Below are 24,081 nucleotides of genomic sequence, written 5' to 3'. Positions count from 1 at the left end.
GCCTTCTCCCCACCCCGCCCCTTCCCGAACCGGGGCTCCGCCCCGGACCCCGCTGGCCGTACGAGGGCCTGGGGGCTTGCCCCCGGTTCGGGAAGGGGCGGGGTGGGGCGGGGCAGGAATGGGTCACTGACGGCGGTACACCGGTGGCCGCTTCTCCGCGAACGCGCGCGCCCCTTCCTTCGCGTCTGCCGTGTCGAAGATCGGCCAGCCGCGGGCGAGTTCCGCGGCGAGCCCCTCCGTCTCCGTCTGCTCTGCCGTCTCGTACACCGAGGCCTTGACGGCCTCGACCGCGAGCGGCCCGCAGGCGTTGATCTGTTCCGCGACGGCGAGCGCCGTCTCCAGCGCCGTACCGGCGGGGACGACACGGCCGACGAGTCCGATCCGGGCCGCCTCCTCCGCCGCGTACGGCCGTCCGGTCAGCAGCATTTCGAGCGCGTGGGTCCGGGCGATCTGGCGTGGCAGCCGGACGGTCGAGCCGCCGATCGGGAAGAGGCCGCGTTTCACCTCGAAGAGCCCGAAGGTCGCCGTGTCGCCTGCGATGCGGATGTCGGTGCCCTGCAGGATCTCGGTGCCGCCGGCGACGCAGTAGCCCTCGACGGCCGCGATGACGGGCTTGCGCGGGCGGTGGTGGCGCAGCATCGCCTTCCAGTGCAGGTCGGGGTCGGCCTTGAGCCGGTCCCGGTACTGCTCGCCCTCCATGCCCTTGCCCGCGAGCGCCTTGAGGTCCATACCGGCGCAGAAGGAGCCGCCGGCGCCGGTGAGGACGACGGAGCGGACGGTGTCGTCGGCGTCGGCCTCCAGCCAGCCGTCGTACAGCCCGACCAGCATGGGCAGTGAGAGCGCGTTCTTGGCTTCAGGCCGGTTGAGCGTGAGCACGAGTGTGGCGCCTTCGCGCTGCACGGTGAGGTGTTCGGTCCCACCCATGGGTGTTCTCCCGTCTCCAGACCTAGAACAGGTTGCAGGAGGTGCGGTTCCAGTTCAATAGTTTCCTGACACTCAGTCAGATTCTTCTGCGCGACCCCTTCCCACCTCCGCCGCCCGGCGCTCTAATGACCGCCGAGTCAGTTCGGGCCTGGGCGACCAGCGAGGTCAGGAGGAACGGTGGAGTACAACCTTGCCGACCTGTTCGAGTCGGTCGTCGACGTGGTCCCGGAGCGCGAGGCGCTCGTCTACGTCGACCACCCCGGCACCGGTGCGGAGCGCCGCCTCACGTACGCGCAGCTGGACGCCGCGGCGAACCGGCTCGCCCACCACCTGGTCGACTCCGGCATCCGGCCGGGCGAACACCTGGGCATCCACATGTACAACGGGATCGAGTACCTGCAGACCGTCCTGGCCTGCCTGAAGGCACGGATCGTCCCGGTCAACGTGAACTACCGGTACGTGGAGGAGGAGCTGGTCTACCTCTACCGCGACGCCGACCTCGCCGCCCTCGTCTTCGACGCGGAGTTCACCGAACGGGTCGCGGCGGCGCGGCCGCAGACGGAGAAGCTGCGGCACCTCGTGCGGGTGGGGACCCCTCACGAGGACGCTCCGCCGCTGGCGTGCGTGTCCTTCACGGACGCCGAGGCGGCCGGATCTCCGGAGCGCGGATTCGCACCGCGCTCCGCCGACGACCTCTTCATCATCTACACCGGCGGTACGACGGGGATGCCGAAGGGCGTCATGTGGCGCCAGGAGGACCTCTTCTTCGCCGGCCTCTTCGGCGGCGACCCGGCGGGCGAGCCGGTCAAACGCCCCGAGGAACTGGCCGAGAGGGTCGCCGCGGGCGGCGCCGGCATCACGTTCTTCCCGGCCCCTCCGCTGATGCACGGCACCTCGACGCTGACCTCGTTCATCGCCTTCAACTACGGGCAGCGGGTGGTCATCCACCGCAAGTACGTGCCGGAGGAGGTGCTGCGGACGATCGAGAAGGAGAAGGTCTCCAGCGTGTCGCTGGTGGGCGACGCGATGCTCAGGCCGTTGATCGACGCGCTCCACGGCCCGCTCAAGGGGACCGACCTGTCCTCCCTCTTCAGTGTCTCCTCGTCGGGCGCGATCATGTCGGAGACGGTACGGGCGCAGTTCCAGGCGCTCGTACCGAACGTGCTACTCCTGAACAACTTCGGCTCCTCGGAGTCCGGTTCCAACGGCAAGGCGACGGACGACTCCGGCCCGGAGAAGGGCTTCCGCCTGGAGGTCAACGAGCGGACGCGGGTCGTCGACCCGGCGACGTACGAGGAGGTGGCGGTCGGCGAGGTGGGGCGCCTCGCACAGCGCGGCCACGTCCCGCTGGGCTACTACAACGACGCGGCGAAGACCGCCGAGACCTTCTTCCAGAAGGGCGACGAGCGGTGGGTGCTGCTCGGCGACATGGCGACCGTCGACGAGGACGGCATCGTGACGGTCCTCGGGCGGGGCTCGCAGTGCATCAACACCGGTGGCGAGAAGGTCTATCCGGAGGAGGTCGAGCAGGCGCTCAAGTCCCACCCGGACGTGTACGACGCGCTCGTCGCGGGCGTACCGGACGCGAAGTGGGGCAACCACGTGGCGGCGGTCGTCCAACTGCGCGCCGGGGCCCCCGCGCTCGACCTGGAGACCGTCCAGACCCACTGCCGCACCCGGCTCGCCGGCTACAAGATCCCCCGCCAGCTGGTGATCGCCGACGCCATCCAGCGCTCACCCAGCGGCAAGGCCGACTACCGCTGGGCCCGCTCCCTCGCCGCCGCCGAGGACCCGGGCGCCCAGGCCTAGCACGCCGGACAGTCGGGTAGGCGGGGTACCTGATGCCCCCGCCGACCCGATTCCGCGCGCCCCACGGGAGCGGCCGGCCACACTGCCGACGACCACTCCCGGGCGACTTCGCGTTCCGGACCGAGGCCGAACCCTGCCCGCACCTACAGGCCGCCCCCCTGACCGCTGCACGCCCGCGCGGACTCGTCGGAGCTGGACGCCTGTGCCGAGCCGGCTCACGCAGCCACGCTCGAAGACTTCTCAGTGAGCCGAGGCGTCACGTCGCCTGGCAGGGCTGGTCGAATCGCCCCGACGATCGTCGGTGCGACCCCGACGATCGTCGATTCCCGACCGGCGCCCGCAGTGCGCGCCTTGCCGAACAGTCAACGTAGGGGGCTATAGTGCTAGGCACCTAGATAAATGGAGGAACCGGTGATTGAGTTCCACCTGAACAGCCGGTCCGGCCTGCCCCCGTACCAGCAGCTGGTCCAGCAGGTCAGGCACGCGCTGCGCCTGGGCCTGCTGAACGAGGGGGACCGGCTGCCCACCGTCAAGGACGTCGCGAAGCAGATGGCGGTCAACCCGAACACGGTGCTCAAGGCGTACCGGGAGCTGGAGCACGACGGCCTGGTGGCCGCCCGTCCCGGCGTCGGGACATTCGTGACCCGGACGCTGGCCGACGGCACGCTCGCCGCGCACGGACCGCTCCGCAAGGACCTGCAGCGCTGGCTGACCAAGGCACGCCTGGCCGGGCTCGACGACGAGAGCATCGAGGCACTGTTCATGAGCACGTTTCGTCACGCCGCCGGAGAGGACGTGGCGTGAGCGCCGTCCTGCGGGCCCGAGGCCTGGGCAAGAGGTACAAGCAGCGTTGGGCGCTGCAGAACTGCGACCTGGATGTCCCCGCCGGCCGGGTGGTGGGCCTGGTCGGCCCCAACGGCGCCGGCAAGTCCACCTTGTTGAAGTTGGCCTCCGGCATGCTGACCCCGTCGGCCGGCACCATCGAGGTGTGCGGCGGCCGTCCTGCCACGGGTGTGGAACAGCTGGCCAAGGTCGGTTTCGTCGCCCAGGACGCCCCGACCTACGCCGGTCTGAGCGTCGCCGACCACCTGGAGTTCGGCAAGCGCCTCAACGCCAACTGGGACGACGCCGTGGCGCGCGACCGGATCCGTCGCCTCGGCCTGGACCCGAAGCAGCGGGCCGGCAAGCTGTCCGGCGGCCAGCGCGCGCAGCTCGCGCTCACCCTGGGTATCGCCAAGCACCCGGAACTGCTGCTCCTGGACGAGCCGGTCGCGGCCCTGGACCCGCTCGCCCGGCGGGAGTTCATGCAGGACCTGATGGAGGCCGTCGCCGAGCACGAGCTGAGCGTCGTGCTCTCCTCCCACCTGGTCTCCGACGTGGAGCGGACGTGCGACTACGTCGTCGTCCTGGTCGACTCCCGGGTGCAGGTGGCCGGCGACATCGACGACCTGGTCTCCTGCCACCACCGGCTCACCGGACCGCGCCGGGACCCGGCCACGCTCCCGGCCGGCGTGCACGTCATCACCGCCAGCCACACCGACCGGCAGACCACGCTCCTGGTGCGCACCGACACCGCGGTCCACGACCCGTCCTGGACCGTGAGCCCGCTCGGTCTGGAGGACATCGTCCTCGCCTACATGACCCGGCCCGCCGATGCGGTACGTGACACCCGACCGGCACTGGAGGTACTCCGATGATCTGGCTGACCTGGCGTCAGTTCCGTACCCAGGCCGCCGTGATGTCCGCCGCCGTGGCCGTCCTCGCCGCCACCCTCGCGGTCACCGGCCCGCGGCTGGCCGACCTCCACCGCACCGTCGGCAGCGGCCTGGTGGACCAGGTCTCCCCTGCGGACCAGACCCTCTACTACACCGGACTCCTGGTCGTGCTCGCCGTGCCGGCGGCCATCGGGATGTTCTGGGGCGCGCCGCTGATCTCCCGTGAACTGGAGACCGGCACCCACTACGTCGCGTGGAACCAGAGCGTCACCCGCACCCGCTGGCTGGCGGCCAAGGTGGGGATCGGTGCGGCGGCCTCCATGACCGCTGCCGGACTGACCAGCCTCGCGGTGAGCTGGTGGAGCAGCCCCATCGACCGGGCTGTCAACGGCGGCGGTGCGACGGACACGTACTTCCCGCGGCTCGACCCCGTGGCCTTCGCCGCACGCGGTGTCGTCCCCATGGCCCATGCCGCCTTCGCCTTCGTCCTGGGCGTCGCCCTCGGCCTGGTCATCCGCCGCACCCTGCCCGCGATGGCCACCACGTTCGCTCTCTACGCCACCGTCCAGATCGCCGTGCCGACGTGGGTCCGGGCCCACCTGGCATCGGCGGACCGGACCACCGTGCCGATCGAGCCCGGCGGCGCTCCCATCAGCGTCCAGGACGACGCCGGGCAGATCATCGTGCATCTCGAACAAGCGCCCGGTGCCTGGGTCACCTCCCAGCAGACGCTGAACGCCGCGGGGCAGCCGGCCGCTGTGCCGTCGTCCTTCGCCGACTGCCTGCGCACCGAGTCGGGCCCGCCCACCCTGCAGCAGTTCGAAGGCTGCCTCGCCGACCTCGGCGCCCTGGGCTACCAGCAGCAGGTGACGTACCAGCCCGCCGGGAACTTCTGGGCCCTTCAATGGGTCGAGACCGGGCTCTACCTCGGCCTCGCCCTGACCCTGACCGGGTTCTGCGCCTGGTGGATCCGCCGTCGGGTGACCTGACAGAAGCAGGCACTCCCGCTACGAGGGCACCCGTCAGGGGCAGCCGAGACCCGGCTGCCCCTCACCGCGTCGGCCGGGGCCGGGCCACAGCCCTCAGTTCGATCGGTCCGGCACATCCGTGACTCCGGCCCCGCGGACTCACGTCCACCGGCCTCGAGCCGCCCGACCGCGCCCTAGATCCCGAAGGCCCGCAGGGCGGCGAGGAAGGCGTCGGGCCGGGACCGGTGGATCTCGTGGCCGACGTCGATCGTGACGAGGCGGGCGGAGGGGAGGGCATTCGCCATCCACGCGATGCGCTCCTGCGCGAAGTGGCTGAGCTCGCCGCCGGCCAGGATCAGGGTCGGGGCGGTGATCGCCGCCAGGCCCTCGCGCCAGGCGGGCTCGGGCTCGTTCAGCTGGGCGTCGGTCGCGTGCACGACGTCCCAGTCGAGGCCGAGGGGCCCCTCGGGACGGTCCGCGCGAGTGCGCGGCGGATCGAGGGGGAAGAAGACGGGCGCCTCCTCCAGGACGAGCCTGCCGATCAGGCCGGGCTCGTCCATGGCGAGGAGGTAGGCCGCCGCGCCGCCCATGGAATGGGCGACCACATCCGCGCCGGTGAGGTCCAGTTCCTTCAGGAAGCCGCGCAGCTCGTCGCGGAACACGTCGAACCCGTACGGCCCTGTCCAGTCGCTCAGACCGTGCCCGCGCAGGTCTACGGCGTACACCCGGTGATCGACGGCCAGTTCCCCGGCGATCCGCGCCCACTCGGCGCCGCTCCCGCCGCGCCCGTGCACCAGGACGACGGGCGGCGCGCCCTCCTCGCCCCACGCCCGGTAGGCGAGGCGGACTCCGTCGACGGTGACCGTGCGGACCTCCGGGTCGAGGAACGCGGCGATCGGTCGGGCGAAGGCACCCGCGTCGTCCACCCAGGGGTAGTGGCCGGCGCCGCGCTGGACGACCAGCTCGGCGTGCGGGAAGCACTCCGCGAGCTCGGCCGCCCGCGCCGGGCCCGGCCCGCCGTCGTACTCCCCCGCCAGGATCAGTACAGGCGCGGTGAGCCCGGCCAGCGCGGCCCGGGTCGCCTCGGGGTCGAAGGCGCCGTCCGCGTAGAAGGCGGCCGCGGCGGCCCAGTGCGCCTCGTCGGCGAGCGCGGCGGCATGGGCCCGGGCGGCCTCGTCCCACCGGCCGTACGCGAAGGGAGCGGCGATCTCCATGATCCGCGCCGGGGGCGCGTCGGGCCCGATCGTCGCCAGGCCCGCCCGGGCCTCCTCGTACCAGGGCTCGCTCTGGAACACCTCCCCCGCCCTGTCCCACTCCTCGTCGGTGATCTCGATGCCGACGGCGCGTGTGCCCGGCGTGACCAGGACGAGGGAGCGCACCCGCTCGGGGTGGGACGCGGCGTACAGGGTGGCGAGGTTCCCGGCGGCGGAGTGGCCCAGCAGGTCGATCCGCTCCAGGCCGAGGTGGCGGCGGAGCGCCTCGACGTCGGCCACCTGACGGTCGCAGCGGTAGGAGGCGGGGTCCGCCGGCTCGGCGGACGCGCCGGTGCCGCGGAGGTCGAGCACGATCAGACGGCGATGGGCGGCCAGGCCGCCGAGTTCGCCGAGGTACGCGGCGTCGCGCATCGGGCCGCCGGGGAGACAGACCAGGGGCTCGCCCTCCCCCCGTACGTCATAGGCCAGTTCGGTCCCGTCGTACGTCGTGAAGGTCGGCATGACACCGATCGTGCGCGCAGCCGGATGATCTTCGCAAGCGATTTCGCCCAGGGCGCGATACGGTGGGTTCACTCCCACCCGCGAAGGAACGACTTTCCCATGCCCGAGACCCTCCGAGGCGACTGTACGAACTGCTTCGGGCTGTGCTGCGTCGCCCTCCCCTTCGCGAAGTCCGCGGACTTCGCGGCGCACAAGCCGTCCGGGGAGCCGTGCCGGAACCTCCAGGACGACTTCCGCTGCGGCATCCACACGCGGCTGCGGCCGAGCGGGTACTCCGGGTGCACGGTGTACGACTGCTTCGGCGCGGGCCAGAAGGTCTCGCAGGTCACCTTCGGGGGGATCTCCTGGCGCGAGGCGCCGGAGAGCGCACGGCAGATGTACGAGGTGTTCCCCGTGATGCGCCAGCTCCACGAGCTGCTGCGCTACCTCACCGAGGCCCTCGCCCGGCCCGCCGCGCGCCCGGTCCACGCGGAACTGCGCGCGCTCCTCGCGCGGGTGGAGAGCCTGACCGAGGGGTCGGCGGACGCGCTGGAGAAACTGGACGTCGCCGCCGTGCGCGGCGAGGTCAACCCGCTGCTCCTGAAGACCAGCGCCCTGGTACGGGCCGCGGCGGGCGCCAAGGTCAAGAGCCGGCGCGGGGCCGACCTGATCGGGGCCCGGCTGCGCGGAGCGAAACTACGCGGCGCGGACCTGCGCGGCGCCCTGCTGATCGCCGCCGACCTGAAGGGCGCCGACCTGTCCCTGGCCGACCTGATCGGCGCCGACCTGCGCGACGCGGACCTGTCGGGCGCGGACCTCACGGACGCCCTGTTCCTCACCCAGCCGCAGCTCAACTCGGCCCGCGGCGACGCCACGACCCGCCTGCCCGAGACTTTCGAGCGCCCGGCGCACTGGGCCAAGAACGCATGACGCCACCGCAGATCGCAACCTGACGAGCAGCGCCCGCAGGTGGGACGATCCCCAGCGTGATCGGATGGATGCACCACACCCCGCGCTGGGCGGTGTCAGCGGTCTGCGTCGTCGCGGCCCTCCTGCTCTTCGTCGGCACTTCCGCGCACATCAGCGACCTGCTCAGCCATGGTCTGCACCCGTACCCCTGGGCACCGGGGTGGCTCAACCTCTACTGGTCGTCGCTGGCGCTGTTCGACACGCTTGCCGCCGTGTTCCTGATCCGGGGCAAACGCCGAGGAACCGACCTCGCCTGCGCCATCATGGCGACCGATCTCGCCGCCAACTGGTACGCGGTCTACGGCATCCAGCACAGCAGCCTCGCCCTTCAGCCCGGCCTTCAACGCCTGACCGTCTTTGCCGTACTCGTCCTGGGAACGGCACCGTTCGTCCGACGGCACCTCACCGACTGAGACGAGTTCCCAGGACTCGTCAGACCGACCGCTTCCGAGCGCGTTGGACGCCGACGGCGAGACGAGCAACCCTGCAGAGGTTCGCCGTCACGGCACTAGACGTCCGCCTCCTTCGCGCACAGGTACGGGCGGGCCAGGTACAGGCCGAGGGCCGTCAGGAGGATGCCGAGGTAGACCGGTGCGAGGTGGAGGAAGTCCGTGTAGTGGATCGCGCCGTGCACGACGACGGCCGGCAGGAAGCCGAAGGCCGCCGCTGTGGCCAGGGACCAGAACACCCAGGCCTCGCCCCGCCCCCAGCCCCACGCGCTGAGGAGCGTGATGGCCGCGGCGGCGGACATCAGGGCGCCGCCGAAGCCCGCGCGGTCGTGGGCGACGAACGGCACGAGCCGGGGGTTCACGGCTTCCAGGGCCTGCGTGTCGGCGCCCAGGAAGACCAGGTCGCTCGGGACGAAGACGCCGGTGAGACCGACCACCGAGATGACCGTGCCGCCGGCGAACAGGCCCGCTCCCGTGAGGATGAGCAGGAGCTGTCCCACCAGGGCCCGCCTCCGCTCGCGCTCCGGGCCCTCGGGCATCCGGCGCCAGCGCGGGGTGTGCGGGGCGCGGAGCACCGCGGCGACGAACATCGGGAAGAGGACGATCGTGGTGGCCGTGTGGAGCGGCTCCACGAAGCCGGTCGCCAGGAAGTAGAAGAGGGTGGGGAAGCCGATGGCGCCGGAGATCAGGTACGCCTCGCGGGCCCAGGCCCTGCCGCGTCTGATCCCGCCGACGGCGAGGCCGGTGTAGAGCGCGCCGATGGACACCATCGTGCCGGCCATGGTGATCCGGTCGTGCTGGAGGAAGTGCACGAGGTGGTGGTTGGCGGCGTGCAGTTCGTCCAGCGTCATGCCGAGGTAGTCGCGGTCGTACCAGAGCAGGACGGGTCCGAGGGTGATCACCGCCGCGCCGAGCCCGGCGCCGATCATGCCGAGACCGACGAGCAGCGCCCACACCCAGGCGGGCCAGCGGCGGGGATCGCGGCCGACGTCGCGCAGCCGAGGAGCCGGGGCGGTGGGGGTGGCCGCCTCGGTGACACGGGCGAACCAGCCGGGTCCGGCCGCGACGAGCAGGGCCGGCCGGGCGAGCACGACCGCCTTCGGGTCGTCGAGCGCGTCGGCGGCGGCGCCGACCGACGCGTCGGACACCCGCAGGACGTGAGGCTCGGCGCCGCTCGTGAAGCCGTCGACGTGCGCGCCGAGGGCGGCCTCCACCTCAGGGTCGTCGGTTCGGACGACCAGCGGGATCGAGCGACCTGCGGCGGCAGCCCTGACGGTCTCGACATCGGCCGCCGCGACCGGCCCCACCTCGACGACCCCGGCCCCGATCGGGGCCATGGCGCGGAGGGTCTCGCGGGCGAGCACGGGCGGCACGGACATCCCGAGGCGGACGGCCACGGGCACACCGGCGATCTCGCCCGCGAGCCGCTCGGGCGGATGGCGGTGCCCGAAGCCCCGGGCGATCAGCCGCGCGCCGACCGGCCGGGAGCCGATCGCGGCCAGCAACCGCAGCGCGGTGCGCTGCGAGCGTCGCGTGCCGACGAGGGAGGCGGCGGCGCCGCGCAGGGGGTGATACGTCCAGTCCGGCATCAGGGGGTCTCGTTCTCGGGTGCGGGTGCCGCCGTGTCGGGCGCCGGGGCGGGTGTCGCCGTCTCAGGCGGAGCGGGTGCCCTGTCGGGCGCGGGCTCACGCGCGGTCGCGGTCGCGGTCGCGGATGCGCCGGGCGGGGTCCAGCCGAGCACCGGTGTCATGGAACGCAGCGTCGCCCGCTCCGGCGTGAGCCGGGCCGCGAGGTCGCGCAGGAACACGGCCGGTGGCCACGCCAGTTGGCCGATCGCGCCCAGGCGGGCCGAGCGGCGCGCGACAGCCTGGGACCGGGGTCGGCGCAGCCGGTCGTACGAGCGGAGCGCGGCGGTCACGTCCGGGGTGTCGTCGAGGCAGGCGGCGAGGGTGACCGCGTCCTCCAGGGCCTGGCAGGCCCCCTGGCCCAGATTGGGGGTCATGGCGTGGGCGGCGTCGCCGAGGAGGGCGACCCGGCCGCGTACGAAGGAACGCAGCGGTGGCAGTGCGTACAGGTCGTGGCGGAGCACCGCGTCCGCGGGGACGGCGGCGAGGAGGGACGGGATCGGGTCCGGCCAGGCCCCGAACCGGCGCAGCAGTTCGGCATGCTCGGTGGTGCCCGGGGGCGTTCCCGGCGGGAGGGACGCGGTCGCGAAGCAGTACATCCGGCAGCCGGGCAGGGCCGTATAGCCGAACCGCTCGCCGCGGCCCCAGGTGGCGGCGCCCTCGGCGGGCGGTGCGGCGAGGGGCTCGGTGACCATGCGCCAGGCGGTGTAGCCGGCGTACCGGGGGTCGGGCGCTTCGGGCCACAGCGCACGGCGGACCGTGCTGCGCAGCCCGTCGGCGCCGATGACGAGGTCGGCCCGGGTCGCGCCACCCGTGTGCTGGACGACGAGGCCGTGGCCGTCGTCGTGGACGGCGGTCACCTCGCTGCCGGGCCGGAGGCACTCCGCGGGCAGCGCCTCGGCGAGTGCCCGCAGGAGGTCCGCGCGGTGCAGGACGACGAGGGGACGGCCGAAGCGGTGCACGAGTGCGGCCGTGTCCGTACGGGAGAGCCAGCGGCCCCGGCGGTCGCGCACGCCGCCGGACTTCTCTACGGCGCCGAGGGCCCGCACGGTGTCGTCGGTACCGAGTGCTTCCAGCGCGCGCAGGGCGTTGGGCCACAGGGAGATCCCGGCGCCGATCTCGGTGAACCGCGGGGCCCGTTCGAGGACTTCGACGCGCCAGCCGCGCCGGTGCAGGGCGAGGGCGGCCGCGAGGCCGCCGATCCCGCCGCCGACGACGGTGGCGGCGCGCTGCGGCATGGTTCCTCGCTCAGGTTCTAGGGCTCGGCCGCACGGGTTCCGGCGGTGGATGGTCGGGGCGCGGCGCAGGGAGAGGGCTGAGCGGCGCCTCATAGCAACATGTCGCCCCAGGCATGTCAACGTGGGCCGGGGCCTGCCGCGCCCATGGGCGACTACGGCGTGCGCGGGACGTACACGTACGGCGTGGTCGTCGTCAGCGCGGTGAAACCGAGGCGGTGGAGGATCGGGCGGCTGGTGTCGGCCGCGTCGACCTGGACGTAGCGGTGGCCCCGCTCGACGGCGATACGGGTGCGGAAGGCGACCAGGGCACGGTAGAGGCCCTTGCCCCGCCAGGCTTCGACGGTGCCTCCGCCCCACAGCCCCGCGAAGTCGGTGCCGGGGTAGAGCTCCAGGCGCGCCGCGCTGACGGGTTCGTCGCCGGCCAGGGCGAGTACCGCGGCGACGGTGTCGGGCGCCGCCGCGAGCCGGTCGAGGAGTTGGCGGCCGATGTGGGAGCTGTCTCCGCCGAAGGCCCGGTCGTGGACCCGGGTGACCAGTTCCACTCCGGCGGCGTCGGTGACGGGGACCAGCTCGACGCCTTCGGGGAGGTCGACGGAGAGGGGCAGCGTGGCCGCCTCCGCGACCATCAGGGTCTCCTCGTCCTCGGCGTCGAACCCGGCCGCGCGCAGCCGTTCGGCGAGATCGGCCGGGCCGTCGTGCCCGTACACCTTCCACTCGAAGGGCAGTCCGAGGGCGGTGAAGTGACGTATCTGCTCGGCGACGGCCGCATCGGCGTCCCGCTCGTCGAGCCCGGACCAGAGGACGCCGTTGCAGGCGTGGGCCGGGCCCGTCTGGCGTACGACAGGACCGGCCCGCTCCACGCGCACGCCGGGCCCGTCCGGGCGGGCGCCGAGGCGCAGCTGACGGTCGTACAGGGCGAGGATCGCGTCGTCGGTCATGGGCAGACTCCAGCACCGGCCGCCGGGGCGCGGCAATCCGTTTTCCGCGTGGGCGCCCCGACGGCCCTGCCGTGCGTCGCCCGGCGTCAGCCGGGGGCGGGCTCGTGGCGCAGCGGCGTGAGCTGTTCGATGTCGAAGCGGCGGCGGAGCGCCTCGACCGCGGCATGGTCGACCTCTCCGCCGGAACCGAGGATCTCGATGAGCTCCTCGAAGTACCGCTCGTGGTCGGGGGGCGGGGATGCCTGGAAGAGCATCCGGGCGGGCTCCCCCGTCGGGTTGGCGAAGGCGTGCGGGCAGCCGGGCGGGACCAGGATCAGGGTGCCCGGGGTGGCTCGGACGACCCGTTCGCCCGAGGCGGACTCCCAGTCCCGCCACCGGTCGGGGGTGCGGACGAGGGGCTCGAAGGCGAGGACGTCCAGCTCTCCTTCGAGCAGGTAGAAGAGCTCCTCGCTGTGGCCGTGGGTGTGGGCGCCGACGTCGAACCCCGGCGGGACCTCGACCTCGAAGGTGGAGGCGGTCCGGGTGTGCGCGCCGGTGACCTTGAACGTCACGCGCTGCGCGGCGGTCGTCAGGGTCTTGCCGTGTCCGGGGGGCACGACGAGTCCGTCGGCGGGATGGATGGCTGTCATGGCTCCGTCGGTCCTCTCACCACGTGACCGGCAGGGTCTCGGGGCCGCGGATCAGCGCGCCCCGCTGCCACTCGATCTCCTCCTCGGGCACCGCGAGGCGCAGTCCGGGGAACCGCTTCCAGAGGGTGTCGAGGAGGATCTCCGACTCGATACGGGCGAGTTGGGAGCCGGGGCAGTAGTGCGGACCGTGGCCGAAGGCGACGTGCGGGTTGTAGCCGCGGTCGAAGTCCAGGCACTCGGGGTCGGGGAAGACCTCCGGGTCCCGGTTCGCCGTCAGGTACGAGACGTAGACGGGGTCGCCGGCCGGGATGAGGACGTCGCCGACCTCGACGTCCTCCATGGCGATCCGGGAGAGGCCGACCGCGTTGCGGTGCGGGATGTAGCGGAGCAGTTCGTCGACGGCCTGCGGCAGCAGTTCTGGTTCGGCGCGGAGCCGGGCGAGGTGCTCGGGGTGGGTGAGCAGGGCGTAGACCATGTTGGCGCTGTTGTTGCGCACGGCGTGCGCGCCGCCGATCTGGATGAGCACGGCGAGGCCGACGGCCTCGTGCTCTTCGAGGGTCGCGTCGTCGACGGCGTCGGCGAGGACGGCGGCGAGCGTCTCGCGGCCGGTGCCGTGGTCGCGTCCGATCAGGTCGGTGAAGTACTGGGCCATCCGGGCCTTGGCCTGCTCGCTGGCCTCGCGTCCTGCGCCGGCGGAGATGATCGTGTCGGACCACCCCGCCATCAGCTGCTGGTCCCCTTCCGGTACGCCCATCAGCTCGCTCACCATGGCCAGCGGGAACGGCCGGTTGACCATGGCCATGAGGTCGGCGGGGGCGCCCTGCTCCTCCATGACGTCCAGGAGCCGGTCCATGGTGGCCTGCGCGTGGTCGCGCAGGGCGGCGAGCGCGCGGGCGGAGAAGGCCCGGGCGACGACCCGCCGCATCCGGGTGTGGTCCGGCGGATCGGCGAATCCGACGGCGCCGTCCATGGGGATGAAGTGCGGGGCGAGCCGGGTGATCTGACGGCCGTAGACAGCCTGGCGGCTGAAGCGGGGGTCGACGGAGACGAACTTGACGTCCTCGTAGCGGGTCACCAGCCAGGCGTGTCCTTCGCCGTGCGGCAGCCGGACCCGGGTGACGGGGTCCTCGTGGAGCAGCTTGGCGAGGAGGGGGTCGAACGAGAGGCCGGTGAGGTCCGGTACGGCCCAGAAGTGGACGCGGGGGGTGGCGGTGGACTCGGGCGTGGCGGTGGTGGTCATGAGGCGGCTTTCGCGGGTGCGGGGCTGTTCGGCGATGCGAGGGGGCGAGAGGGAGTGGTCAGCGCGGAGAGACCGGCGGGCACGGGGGTGCTGGAAGCCGGTGTGGGAGCCGGAAGGGCAGCGGGTACGGGGACGGCCGGGACGCGGACGGGCACCGGGCCTCCGTGCAGGTGGACCGTCTCGCGGCGGATCTCGTCCGCCGGGTGGTCGCCGGTCCAGCTGCCGAGGGAGATCTCGGCCGTGATGCCGGGGCCGAAGCCCGCGATCAGGCCCGGTGAGCCGGGCGGAGTGCCGCCCTCCTCGAAGAGCCTGCGCAGCGCGTCCAGGACGACGGCGCTCGCGATGTTGCCGTACTCGGTCAGGGTGGCGCGGCTGAAGCGGAAGGCCTCCGGGGCGACCTCGAGGTGGCGGCCGAGGTCGTCGAGGATGCGGGGTCCGCCGGCGTGGATGACGTAGAAGTCCTGGTCGCGCGCGTCCTGTCCGTGCTTCGCGGCGAGGTCGACGAGGGCGGGGGCGAGCTGCTCCATCGTGCCGGGGACGCGTTTGTCGAGCATGAAGTGGAAGCCGGTCTCGCGGACCTTGTAGGCGATCCAGTCCTCGCTGTCGGGCACCAGGTGCGAGCCGTTGCCCTCGAGCCGGACGCCGACGCCGCCCGTGCCGCGGATGACGGCGGCTGCGACGGCGTCGCCGAAGAGTCCGTTGGAGAGGAGGTTGCCGACCGTGAGGTCGTTCGGCTGGTAGCACAGGGAGCAGAACTCGCAGGCGACGATGAGGGCGTTGGCTCCCGGGTAGGCGGCGCAGAAGTCGTGGGCGCGGTTGATGGCGCCGCCGCCGGCCGCGCAGCCGAGCTGGGCGATCGGCATCTGGCGGGTGTCGCTGCGGAACCCCAGGTTGTTGATCATCCAGGCGGTCAGCGAGGGCATCATGAAGCCGGTGCAGGAGACGTAGACGATCAGGTCGATGTCCCGGGCGTCGAGGCCCGCGTGGGCGAGCGCCTCGTCGACGACGGCGGGCACGCGCGCCTTGGCCTCAGCCGCGTAGATCTCGTTGCGCGCCTCGAAGCCTGGGTGGGCCAGCGTCTGCTCGATCGGCTGGACGAGGTGGCGCTTGGCGACTCCGGTGTTGGCGATGAGACGGAGCACGAGCGGGAGTTGCGCGTGTCCGGCGTGCAGTCTGCGGGCCAGGTCGAGGGTCTCGTCCTGGGTGATGGTGTGCTCGGGGACGGAGACGGCGGGACGGCACAGGACGGGCATGGGGGGCCTTTGTGTCCGAAGGGGCGTAGGAGGTCCGTCCGGGCCGGGGACGAGCCGCCGGGCGTACCTCTGGTTCCCTGCGGATTACCCCCGGGAGGGCGGAACGATCAGAAAGACGATCAAACACACTCAATTGTGTGATCTTGAAGTAACCGTGGTGACAGAAGCGCAGAAGAGTTGTCAGCCCCGTGCGATGCCCTGCGCGCCGGGCTCCCAGAAGGCGGCCAGCGCACCCTCCCTGTAGGGCGCGGGGCTGACGCTCAGGTCACCGGCGAAGGGCCGGTCGAGGACGACGACGAGCAGGAGACTGAAGCCGATCAGGGCCGCGACCGCGCCGACGAAGAGGAGTTGCATGCGCCGGCTCCGCATCCCGTAGAGGAAGGTCAGCGGGATGATGACGAGGGCGCCGCCGACGGCCAGCAACTGGAGGAGCAGCGGCAGTTGCTGGCCGGCCATGGTGATCCGGGCCCTGCGCTCGCCCGCCACGTCGTCGAGGGTGGCGGCGGCCTGGGCATAGAAGGCCTTCTCCGACTCGGTGACGGGTTCGTACGCCTGCAGGGCGTCGTACAGGCCGTCGAGTCGGGCGCCCGTCACGGAGTAGTCCGAGGCACCCTCGCGCATGAGCGGCCACTGCACCTCGACGACTCCATGGACGTAGCCGGAGGCGGCGGCGTCCACCCGGGCCTTGGCCTCGGGCGGGAAGGCGCGGGCGTCACGCACGATCAGGGCGACGCCGGTGGCCTCGGCGGCGACCACGTTCTGGGTGTTCTCCATCTGCGTCCACAGGGTGACGATGACGAAGGCGAGGATGATCCCGTAGATCGCACCGAACATCCCGAGGACGACCCCCACCATGTCGTTGTGCTCCCCCTCGGCGAGCCGGGGGTGCCGCCTGCGCAGGAGGACGCTCCCGACGAGGGAGACGAGGACCGTGCCGCCGACGATCACCACGCCGAGGGTCAGGGTGCTGAGGTGGTTGAGCATCCAGAGAGTCACGGCGACCGAGCGTAATCAGCCGATCACGGAACGGGAAATTCGGCGCCACCCTCTTGCCACGCACCGGGTCGGGGCCGATTTACTGACCCCGAAAGGATCTACCGAATGATCGGTAGTCCGATTCATCACGAGTTCGATTCATCACGAGTGCGCGGTGACGGAACGGGAGTGGGCGCGGCATGACGGATCTGCTGGACAGCGGCGAACGACTCGGACGTGAGGAGCTGGCGGCGCTCCAGCTTGAGCGACTGCGGTCCACCCTGCGGCACGCGTACGAGAACGTGGGCTTCTACCGGCAGTCCTTCGACAAGGCCGGGCTGCGTCCCGAGGACTGCCGTTCGCTGGCCGACCTCGCCCGCTTCCCCTTCACCGTCAAGACCGATCTGAGGGACCAGTACCCGTTCGGGATGTTCGCCGTCGACCAGTCGGAGGTCCGGCGCATCCACGCCTCCAGCGGGACCACCGGACGGCCGACGGTGGTGGGCTACACCGAGCGTGATCTGGACACCTGGGCCGACGTCGTGGCCCGCTCGATCCGGGCGGCGGGCGGCCGGCCGGGCCACAAGGTCCATGTGGCCTACGGATACGGCCTGTTCACCGGCGGGCTCGGAGCGCACTACGGCGCGGAGCGGCTGGGCTGTACGGTCATCCCGGCGTCGGGCGGCATGACGGCCCGCCAGGTCCAGCTGATCCAGGACTTCCGGCCCGAGATCATCATGGTCACGCCCTCGTACATGCTCACGCTGCTCGACGAGTTCGAGCGGCAGGGCGTCGATCCGCGGACGACCTCGCTGAAGGTGGGGATCTTCGGCGCCGAGCCGTGGACCGAGGCGATGCGCCGGGAGATCGAGGAGCGGTTCGCGATCGACGCGGTCGACATATACGGGCTGTCCGAGGTGATGGGCCCGGGCGTCGCGCAGGAGTGCGTCGAGACCAAGGACGGCCTGCACATCTGGGAGGACCACTTCTACCCGGAGATCGTGGACCCGATCACGGGCGAGGTGCTGCCGGACGGCGAGGAGGGCGAGCTGGTGTTCACCTCCCTCACCAAGGAGGCCATGCCCGTGATCCGGTACCGCACGCGGGACCTGACGCGGCTGCTGCCGGGCACGGCGCGGGTCTTCCGACGGATGGAGAAGGTCACGGGGCGCAGCGACGACATGGTGATCCTGCGCGGGGTGAACCTCTTCCCCACCCAGGTCGAGGAGATCGTCCTGCGTACGCCGGGCGTGGCCCCGCACTTCCAGCTGAAGCTCACCCGCGAGGGCCGCCTCGACGCCCTGACCGTCCGCGCCGAGGCCCGGCCGGACGCCACCCCCGACGAACGCGCGGCAGCGGCCCGCGCGATCGCGACGGCCTGCAAGGACGGCATCGGCGTCTCGGTCGCGGTGGAGGTCGTCGACCCGGAGACGCTGGAGCGGTCCGTGGGCAAGATCAAGCGGATCGTGGATCTGCGGCAGAACTAGCGCCTTCTGTTCGGATCAGGCCGGATCGGGGACCCCGCGAGCCCGGCATTCCCGGCATGATCCGAACGAGGGGCCCTGGGAACCGCCTTCCGGATCCGGGCGACGGGAGCGGCCGACGACGTCAGGACCGGGACGCGCCGAGGGTCTCGTCGGCCGTCTCGAAGCGGTGCTCCTTCGGCTTCAGCACCTCGTGCAGGTAGCCGAAGTAGGCCGTCCTCGCCGTTCCCGTGAGCACCGCCCGCAGGAACGCGACACACCCCGTGTCGTGGTGCTCCCACAGGGGGCCGCGTCCCTCGTTGTAGAGCACGGTCCACTCGTCGGGGTGCCGGCCGGGGCGCACCAGCCAGTACAGGAACGCCCCGGTGCCCTCCTCGAAGGCCCACGGCAGGACCCGGACCCCCGGTTCCAGCAGGGCGGCCGGTCTCTCCTCACCCATCCCCCACAAGTCGGCCAGGATCTCGTCCCGTTCGGCGGTCTGCGCGTGGAGGTCGCAGTCGTCGTAGGCGGAGTCGGGGACGAGCAGCCAGACCGTCTCGTCGAAGACGCCGTCACCGTACGTCTCGACGAGCCGCTTGTAGTCCTGAGGAAGCGTCACACCGAGAGCGCGCTCGGCCGACGCCCAGTCCACCACCGGCGGCGTTTCGGCGGGCGGTGGGCACAGACGGACGAGGGCCTCCAGCTCAGTCATGGAACGGACGCTACGGGAGTCTCGACGAGCGGCCCTGGGCGGGATCCCTTCAGGCGCCGTCCGTGGCCGTCGCGAAGCGGTCGCGGAGCTCGCGCTTGAGGATCTTGCCGCTGGCGTTGCGGGGGAGTTCGTCGACGAAGAGGATCCGCTTCGGAGCCTTGAAGGGCGCGAGCTTCTCGCGGGCGTGGGTGATCAGGGCGGCCTCGGTGACGTCCGCGCGGGCGACGACGACCGCCGTGATCGCCTCGATCCAGCGGTCGTCGGGGAGCCCCACGACGGCGACCTCGGCGACGGCCGGGTGGGTGTAGAGGGCGTCCTCGACCTGGCGCGAGGCGACCAGGACGCCGCCGGAGTTGATGACGTCCTTCACCCGGTCCACGATCGTGTAGTAGCCGTCGGCGTCGCGCACCGCGAGATCGCCGGAGCGGAACCAGCCGTCGCGGAAGGCCGCCCTGGTCTCCTCGCGCTTGTCCCAGTAGCCGTCGCACAGCTGCGGGGAGCGGTAGACGATCTCGCCGGGTGTGCCGTCGGGGACCTCGTCGCCGTCCTCGTCGACGACCTTCGCCTCGACGTGCCGGACGGGACGCCCGCAGGAGGCCATCCGGCCCTCGTGCTCGTCCGGGCCGAGGACCGTGGCGAGGGGGCCGATCTCGGACTGGCCGAAGCAGTTGTAGAAACCCAGGTCGGGGAGGCGCTCGCGCAGCCGCTCCAGGACCGGGACGGGCATGATCGAGGCGCCGTAGTACGCCTTGCGGAGGCCGGAGAGGTCGCGGCTCGCGAACTCCGGGTGGTTCGACAGGCCGATCCAGACCGTCGGCGGGGCGAAGAGGCTGTCCGCGCGGCCCGACTCGATCAGGTCGAAGAGGACCTTGGGGTCAGGGCCGTCCACGATGGTGTTCTCCGCGCCGACCGCGAGGTACGGCAGCAGGAAGACGTGCATCTGCGCGGAGTGGTAGAGCGGCAGCGAGTGGACCGGCCGGTCGTCGGGGCTCAGGTCCAGGGCCTCGATGGCGCTGGCGTACTCGTGGACCAGCGCCCGGTGCGTCATCCGGGCGCCCTTGGGCAGCGCCGTCGTCCCTGAGGTGTAGAGGAGCTGGACGTACTCGCGGGCATCGCGGTCGGGGTCGAACGTCTCCGGTTCGTCGAGCGCGGTGAGGAAGGAGCCCTCGGTGTCCCGCAGTGCCCGTACGGGCATGTCGGCGGGGACGCGGTCGGCGAGCGCGGGGTCGGCGAGGACGAGCGAACTGCCCGACTGGCGCAGGATGTAGTCGAGGTCGTCGCCGGTGAGGTGGTGGTTGACCGGGACGTGGATGAGATCCGCGCGCGAGCAGGCCAGGAAGGCGATGAGGTACGCGTCGGAGTTGTGGCCGTACGTCGCGACGCGGGCACTCTCCTCGAGTCCGTAGCGCTCCCGCAGCACGGCGGCCCCGGTGGTCACGGCGGCGTCCAGCTCCGCGTACGTCCAGGAGCGGTCCGCGTACCGGACGGCGACCCGGTCGGGGGTGCGCTGGGCGGTCATGCGCAGGACGCCGTCGACGGTGCGGCTGAGGAGTCGTTCCATGGCGCGATCCTCGGCGGACCGGGGTGGCCGGTCAAGTACGTATACCGCCCCGGGGTCTTCGGGGTCAGGGGCTGAACGAGAGGAACACGAAGGCCGCGAAGATGGAGAGGTGGACGCCGCCCTGGAGAAGCGTGGCGCGGCCCGGCACCACGGTGAGGGCGCTGACGACGGCGGTCAGCACGAGCAGCACCATGTGGACGGCCCCGAGGCCGAGGATCAGGGGCCCGGAGAGCCAGATGGAGGCGAGGGCGATCGAAGGGATCGTCAGGCCGATGCTGGCGATGGCGGAGCCGTACGCCAGATTGAGGCTGGTCTGCATGCGGTCCCGGCGCGCGGCCCGGACGGCGGCGAGGGTCTCGGGGAGCAGCACCATCAGGGCGATGATGACGCCGACCACGGCCTTGGGCAGGCCGGCCGACTCCACACCGTCCTCGATCGTGGGCGAGATGAGCTTGGCGAGCCCGACGACGGCGACGAGCGCGAGGACGAGGAGGCCGAGGCTGATCCACATCTCCTGCTTGGTCGGCGGGTCGGCGTGGTCGTCCTCCGACCCCGCGCCGGCCTGGCCCTCCCGGGACACCGGCAGGAAGTAGTCCCGGTGCCGGACGGTCTGGACGGCGACGAAGACCCCGTACAGGCAGAGGGAGGCGACGGCCGCGAAGGTCAGCTGGGCACCGGAGAACTCCGGTCCCGGGTGGCTCGTGGTGAACGTCGGCAGGACCAGGGTCATGGTCGCCAGGGTGCAGACGGTGGCGAGGGCGCCGCCCGAGCCTTCCGCGTTGAAGACGGCGATGCGGTTGCGCAGGGCGCCGACGAGCAGCGAGAGGCCCACGATGCCGTTGCAGGTGATCATGACGGCGGCGAAGACGGTGTCCCGTGCGTACGTGGCGGTCTTCTCGCCGCCGCCCGCCATGAGGGTGACGATCAGTCCGACCTCGATGACGGTGACGGCGACGGCGAGGACGAGCGAGCCGTAGGGTTCGCCGACGCGATGGGCGACGACCTCCGCGTGGTGGACGGCGGCGAGCACGGCCGCGAAGAGGCAGACGGCCGCGATCGCCACCCCGAAGCCGGCCAGATCACGTCCCCACGTCAGCGCGAGGTCGACGGCCGCCACGACCGGTCCCCATGTCGTCCACTGTCGTGCCAGGCCTGCCGTGCTCGAACTCATGATCCGCATCCTGCCACATCGCGCCATTCGCCCGACTTGCACGGCGGCCGTCGGGGGGCGCGGCGGGCGGGGCGGGGTCAGAGCGGGCGCTCGTGCCCCTCCCAGTAAGGCTCCCTCAACCTGCGCTTGTAGAGCTTGCCGTTCGGGTCGCGGGGCATCGCGGTGATGAAGTCGACGGACTTGGGGCGCTTGTAGCCGGCGAGACGCTCCTCACAGTGCGCCAGGATCGCGGCGGCCAGCTGCTCCCCCGCCTCGTGGCCCTCGGCCGGTTCGACGACGGCCTTGACCTCCTCGCCCCAGTCGGCGTGCGGGATGCCGAAGGCGGCGGCGTCGGCGACGGCCGGGTGGGTGAGGAGCGCGGACTCGATCTCGGCCGGGTAGATGTTCACTCCGCCCGAGATGATCATGTCGATCTTCCGGTCGCGCAGGAAGAGGTAGCCGTCCTCGTCGAGGACGCCCAGGTCGCCGACGGTGAAGAAGTCGCCGATGCGGTTCTTCGCCGTCTTCTCCTCGTCCTTGTGGTACGCGAAGCCGCCCGTGGACATCTTCATGTAGACGGTGCCGAGTTCGCCGGGCGCGAGCCGGTTGCCGTCGTCGTCGAAGACGGCGAGTTCGCTGATGGGCCAGGCCTTGCCGACCGTACCCGGCTTCTTCAGCCAGTCCTCGGCGGTGGCGAACGCGCCGCCGCCCTCGCTCGCCGCGTAGTACTCCTCCACGCAGCTCCCCCACCACTCGATCATCGCCCGTTTGACGTGGTCGGGGCAGGGCGCGGCGCCGTGGATGGCGTGCCGCATCGACGAGACGTCGTAGCGGTTCCGTACCTCTTCGGGAAGCGCGAGCAGCCGGTGGAACTGGGTGGGGACCATGTGGGTGTGGGTGCAGGCGTGGGCGTCGATGAGGCGCAGCATCTCCTCGGGCGCCCACTTGTCCATGAGGACCAACGGATGGCCGATGTGCAGGGCGGCGCTCGCGAACTGGAGCACGGCCGTGTGGTAGAGCGGCGAGCAGACCAGGTGCGTGTTGCCGTCGAAGGGCCGGATGCCGAAGATGCCGAGGAAGCCGCCGAGGTACGTCTCCTCCGGGAGCTTGCCGGGCAGCGGGCGGCGGATGCCACGTGGCCGGCCCGTGGTGCCTGAGGTGTAGTTCATGACCCAGCCGAGGGTGCGGTCCTCGGGCGCGGATTCCGGTTGTCCGTCGAGGAGTTCGGCGTACGGGCGGAAGCCGGGGATCTCGCCGACGGCGTGGCGGTGGGTGGCGGGCAGCCCGGCCTCGTCGGCGGCGGCCGTCGCGGCGGCGGCGAACCGCTCGTGGGCGAGGAGCACCTTGGCGCCGGAGTCGGCGACGATCCAGGCGATCTCGGGGCCGACCAGGTGGTGGTTGACGGGCACGAGGTAGAACCCGGCCTGGGTCGCGGCGAGATGGGCGACGAGGAACTCGACGCCGTTGGGCAGCACGACCGCGAAGGCGTCCCCGCGCTCCAGGCCGGCCGCGCGCAGTCCATGGACCAGCCGGTTCGCGTCGGCGTGCAGCCGCCCGGCGGTCCACTCCTCGCCGTCGGGTGCGATCAGGACAGTACGGGCGGGGTCGGCGGCGGCCTGGGACCAGAAACCGTTCGTCTCGCTCACGGGGCACTCCGTCCGGCGATGCGGTTGATGCGGTCCACGGCCCGTTCGAAGCCGCGGGTGAGTTCGTCGAAGACCTGCTGGACGCTGCGTTCGGTGTTCATCCGGCCGACGATCTGGCCGACCGGGGTGCCGAGCAGCGGCTCGACCTCGTACTTCTGGATACGGGAGACGGCCTCGGCGACCAGCAGCCCCTGGAGGGGCATGGGGAGCGTGCCGGGGCCTTCCGGGTCGTCCCAGGCGTCGGTCCACTCGGTGCGCAACTGGCGGGCGGGCTTGCCGGTCAGGGCGCGGGAGCGGACGGTGTCGCCGGAGCCGGCGGCGAGGAGCTTGGCGGTGAGCGCGCGGGAGTGCAGCTCGGCCTCGGTGGTGGTGAGCCAGAGGGAGCCGAGCCAGACGCCCTGGGCACCGAGGGCGAGCCCGGCCGCGATCTGCTCGCCGCTGCCGATGCCGCCGGCGGCGAGGACGGGCAGCGGGGAGACGGCGTCGACGACCTCGGGCGTGAGGACCATGGACGCGATCTCGCCGGTGTGGCCGCCGGCCTCGTAGCCCTGGGCGACGACGATGTCGATGCCGGCCTCGGCGTGGTGGCGGGCGTGCCGGGCGCTGCCGGCCAGCGCGGCCACGAGGACGTCGTGGTCGTGCGCGCGCTGGACGACGTCGGCGGGCGGGGAGCCGAGCGCGTTGGCGAGGAGCTTGATGGGGTAGTCGAAGGCGACGTCGAGCTGGTTGCGGGCGACCTGCTCCATCCAGCCGGTGATCCGCCAGCCGGAGGCCTCGCCCTCGGCGAGCTCGGGGACGCCGTGCTTGGCGAGGGTCGCGCGGACGAACTCGCGGTGCCCCTCCGGGATCATCGCCTCGACGTCGGCCTCGCTCACCCCCTCGACCTTCTTCGCCGGCATGACGACATCGAGGCCGTAGGGCAGCCCGTCGGTGTGCTCCTGCATCCAGTCGAGGTCACGGGCCAGGTCGTCGGGTGCGGTGTAGCGCACCGCCCCCAGCACGCCGAACCCGCCTGCTCTGGTGATGGCGGCGGCCACCGCGGGGAAGGGCGTGAAGCCGAAGATGGCGTGCTCGATCCCCAGTTTTTGGCTCAGCTCCGTCTTCATGGGCGGCAGGATGCCGC

General features: G+C 72.0%; 21 protein-coding genes. 7 read left to right on the top strand and 14 right to left on the bottom strand.

Features of this window, described 5'->3' with window-relative positions; translation table 11 throughout:
- Nucleotides 1-123 precede the first annotated feature (123 nt).
- Nucleotides 124-924, bottom strand: a complete 801-nt coding sequence (locus AB0E14_RS12540) for a crotonase/enoyl-CoA hydratase family protein (protein WP_362415460.1) — start codon at nt 922-924, stop codon at nt 124-126.
- A 177-nt stretch (nt 925-1,101) separates the two neighbouring features.
- On the opposite strand from AB0E14_RS12540, the gene AB0E14_RS12535 reads away from it, so the two are divergent.
- The 4 genes from AB0E14_RS12535 (at nt 1,102) to AB0E14_RS12520 (ending at nt 5,437) form a co-directional block, all read left to right on the top strand.
- Nucleotides 1,102-2,733 carry an acyl-CoA synthetase gene (locus tag AB0E14_RS12535; RefSeq protein ID WP_362415458.1) on the top strand — a complete coding sequence of 544 codons (1,632 nt, stop codon included), beginning with the start codon at nt 1,102-1,104 and terminating at the stop codon, nt 2,731-2,733.
- Nucleotides 2,734-3,132: 399 nt separating this feature from the next.
- Nucleotides 3,133-3,537 (top strand): GntR family transcriptional regulator, encoded by a 405-nt coding sequence (locus AB0E14_RS12530; protein ID WP_362415456.1) that lies wholly within the window; start codon nt 3,133-3,135, stop codon nt 3,535-3,537.
- Complete coding sequence (locus AB0E14_RS12525; protein WP_362415453.1) at nt 3,534-4,430, top strand: ABC transporter ATP-binding protein; 897 nt, start codon at nt 3,534-3,536, stop codon at nt 4,428-4,430. The genes AB0E14_RS12530 and AB0E14_RS12525 overlap by 4 nt, the downstream gene beginning before the upstream one ends.
- Nucleotides 4,427-5,437 (top strand): transporter, encoded by a 1,011-nt coding sequence (locus tag AB0E14_RS12520; RefSeq protein ID WP_362415451.1) that lies wholly within the window; start codon nt 4,427-4,429, stop codon nt 5,435-5,437. Before AB0E14_RS12525 ends, AB0E14_RS12520 begins: the two co-directional genes overlap by 4 nt.
- A 173-nt stretch (nt 5,438-5,610) precedes the next feature.
- Here the strand turns inward: AB0E14_RS12520 and AB0E14_RS12515 are convergent, their stop codons facing one another.
- Nucleotides 5,611-7,131 (bottom strand): alpha/beta fold hydrolase, encoded by a 1,521-nt coding sequence (locus tag AB0E14_RS12515; RefSeq protein WP_362415449.1) that lies wholly within the window; start codon nt 7,129-7,131, stop codon nt 5,611-5,613.
- A gap of 99 nt (nt 7,132-7,230) precedes the next feature.
- Here AB0E14_RS12515 and AB0E14_RS12510 point away from each other — a divergent pair, with 99 nt between their 5' ends.
- Together AB0E14_RS12510 and AB0E14_RS12505 are read left to right on the top strand one after the other, a co-directional pair.
- Nucleotides 7,231-8,040 (top strand): pentapeptide repeat-containing protein, encoded by an 810-nt coding sequence (locus AB0E14_RS12510; protein WP_362415447.1) that lies wholly within the window; start codon nt 7,231-7,233, stop codon nt 8,038-8,040.
- Nucleotides 8,041-8,096: 56 nt separating this feature from the next.
- A complete protein-coding gene (locus AB0E14_RS12505; protein ID WP_362415445.1) occupies nt 8,097-8,492 on the top strand; it encodes a hypothetical protein in 396 nt (131 codons plus the stop codon).
- 95 nt (nt 8,493-8,587) lie between these two features.
- Here the strand turns inward: AB0E14_RS12505 and AB0E14_RS12500 are convergent, their stop codons facing one another.
- The 7 genes from AB0E14_RS12500 to AB0E14_RS12470 all read right to left on the bottom strand — a co-directional run bounded on the left by AB0E14_RS12500 (nt 8,588) and on the right by AB0E14_RS12470 (nt 16,447).
- Entirely contained in the window at nt 8,588-10,117 is a 1,530-nt protein-coding gene (locus tag AB0E14_RS12500; protein ID WP_362415443.1) for a hypothetical protein, read from the bottom strand.
- On the bottom strand, nt 10,117-11,391 hold the full coding sequence (locus AB0E14_RS12495) for an FAD-dependent monooxygenase (protein WP_362415441.1): 1,275 nt from the start codon (nt 11,389-11,391) through the stop codon (nt 10,117-10,119). The genes AB0E14_RS12500 and AB0E14_RS12495 overlap by 1 nt, the downstream gene beginning before the upstream one ends.
- A gap of 152 nt (nt 11,392-11,543) precedes the next feature.
- Nucleotides 11,544-12,329 carry a GNAT family N-acetyltransferase gene (locus AB0E14_RS12490; protein ID WP_362415439.1) on the bottom strand — a complete coding sequence of 262 codons (786 nt, stop codon included), beginning with the start codon at nt 12,327-12,329 and terminating at the stop codon, nt 11,544-11,546.
- A gap of 86 nt (nt 12,330-12,415) precedes the next feature.
- Nucleotides 12,416-12,958 (bottom strand): cupin domain-containing protein, encoded by a 543-nt coding sequence (locus tag AB0E14_RS12485; RefSeq protein WP_362415437.1) that lies wholly within the window; start codon nt 12,956-12,958, stop codon nt 12,416-12,418.
- Nucleotides 12,959-12,974: 16 nt separating this feature from the next.
- Complete coding sequence (locus tag AB0E14_RS12480; RefSeq protein ID WP_362415435.1) at nt 12,975-14,198, bottom strand: cytochrome P450; 1,224 nt, start codon at nt 14,196-14,198, stop codon at nt 12,975-12,977.
- The gene (locus AB0E14_RS12475) at nt 14,195-15,451 is read right to left on the bottom strand and encodes a type III polyketide synthase (RefSeq protein WP_362415433.1); all 1,257 of its coding nucleotides are present in this window, start codon (nt 15,449-15,451) and stop codon (nt 14,195-14,197) included. The genes AB0E14_RS12480 and AB0E14_RS12475 overlap by 4 nt, the downstream gene beginning before the upstream one ends.
- A 180-nt stretch (nt 15,452-15,631) precedes the next feature.
- A complete protein-coding gene (locus AB0E14_RS12470; protein ID WP_362415431.1) occupies nt 15,632-16,447 on the bottom strand; it encodes a hypothetical protein in 816 nt (271 codons plus the stop codon).
- Nucleotides 16,448-16,626: 179 nt separating this feature from the next.
- Here AB0E14_RS12470 and paaK point away from each other — a divergent pair, with 179 nt between their 5' ends.
- Nucleotides 16,627-17,913 (top strand): phenylacetate--CoA ligase PaaK, encoded by a 1,287-nt coding sequence (gene paaK / locus AB0E14_RS12465; RefSeq protein WP_362415428.1) that lies wholly within the window; start codon nt 16,627-16,629, stop codon nt 17,911-17,913.
- Nucleotides 17,914-18,034: 121 nt separating this feature from the next.
- Here paaK and AB0E14_RS12460 read toward each other — a convergent pair whose 3' ends face one another.
- The 5 genes from AB0E14_RS12460 to AB0E14_RS12440 form a co-directional block, all read right to left on the bottom strand.
- Nucleotides 18,035-18,601 carry a hypothetical protein gene (locus AB0E14_RS12460; protein WP_362415426.1) on the bottom strand — a complete coding sequence of 189 codons (567 nt, stop codon included), beginning with the start codon at nt 18,599-18,601 and terminating at the stop codon, nt 18,035-18,037.
- A gap of 49 nt (nt 18,602-18,650) precedes the next feature.
- The gene (locus tag AB0E14_RS12455) at nt 18,651-20,162 is read right to left on the bottom strand and encodes a fatty acyl-CoA synthetase (RefSeq protein WP_362415424.1); all 1,512 of its coding nucleotides are present in this window, start codon (nt 20,160-20,162) and stop codon (nt 18,651-18,653) included.
- Between the two features lie 64 nt (nt 20,163-20,226).
- The gene (locus tag AB0E14_RS12450; RefSeq protein WP_362415422.1) at nt 20,227-21,333 is read right to left on the bottom strand and encodes an ionic transporter y4hA; all 1,107 of its coding nucleotides are present in this window, start codon (nt 21,331-21,333) and stop codon (nt 20,227-20,229) included.
- 77 nt (nt 21,334-21,410) lie between these two features.
- Nucleotides 21,411-22,958 (bottom strand): acyl-CoA synthetase, encoded by a 1,548-nt coding sequence (locus tag AB0E14_RS12445; RefSeq protein ID WP_362415420.1) that lies wholly within the window; start codon nt 22,956-22,958, stop codon nt 21,411-21,413.
- Nucleotides 22,955-24,064 (bottom strand): nitronate monooxygenase family protein, encoded by a 1,110-nt coding sequence (locus tag AB0E14_RS12440; protein WP_362415418.1) that lies wholly within the window; start codon nt 24,062-24,064, stop codon nt 22,955-22,957. The genes AB0E14_RS12445 and AB0E14_RS12440 overlap by 4 nt, the downstream gene beginning before the upstream one ends.
- Between the last annotated feature and the right edge of the window lie 17 nt (nt 24,065-24,081).

The sequence above is a fragment of the Streptomyces sp. NPDC047981 genome (assembly GCF_040653315.1).
Taxonomy (GTDB): domain Bacteria; phylum Actinomycetota; class Actinomycetes; order Streptomycetales; family Streptomycetaceae; genus Streptomyces.
The sequence above is the reverse complement of the archived record's forward strand: the minus strand, read 5'-3'. Positions and strand labels throughout refer to the sequence as shown.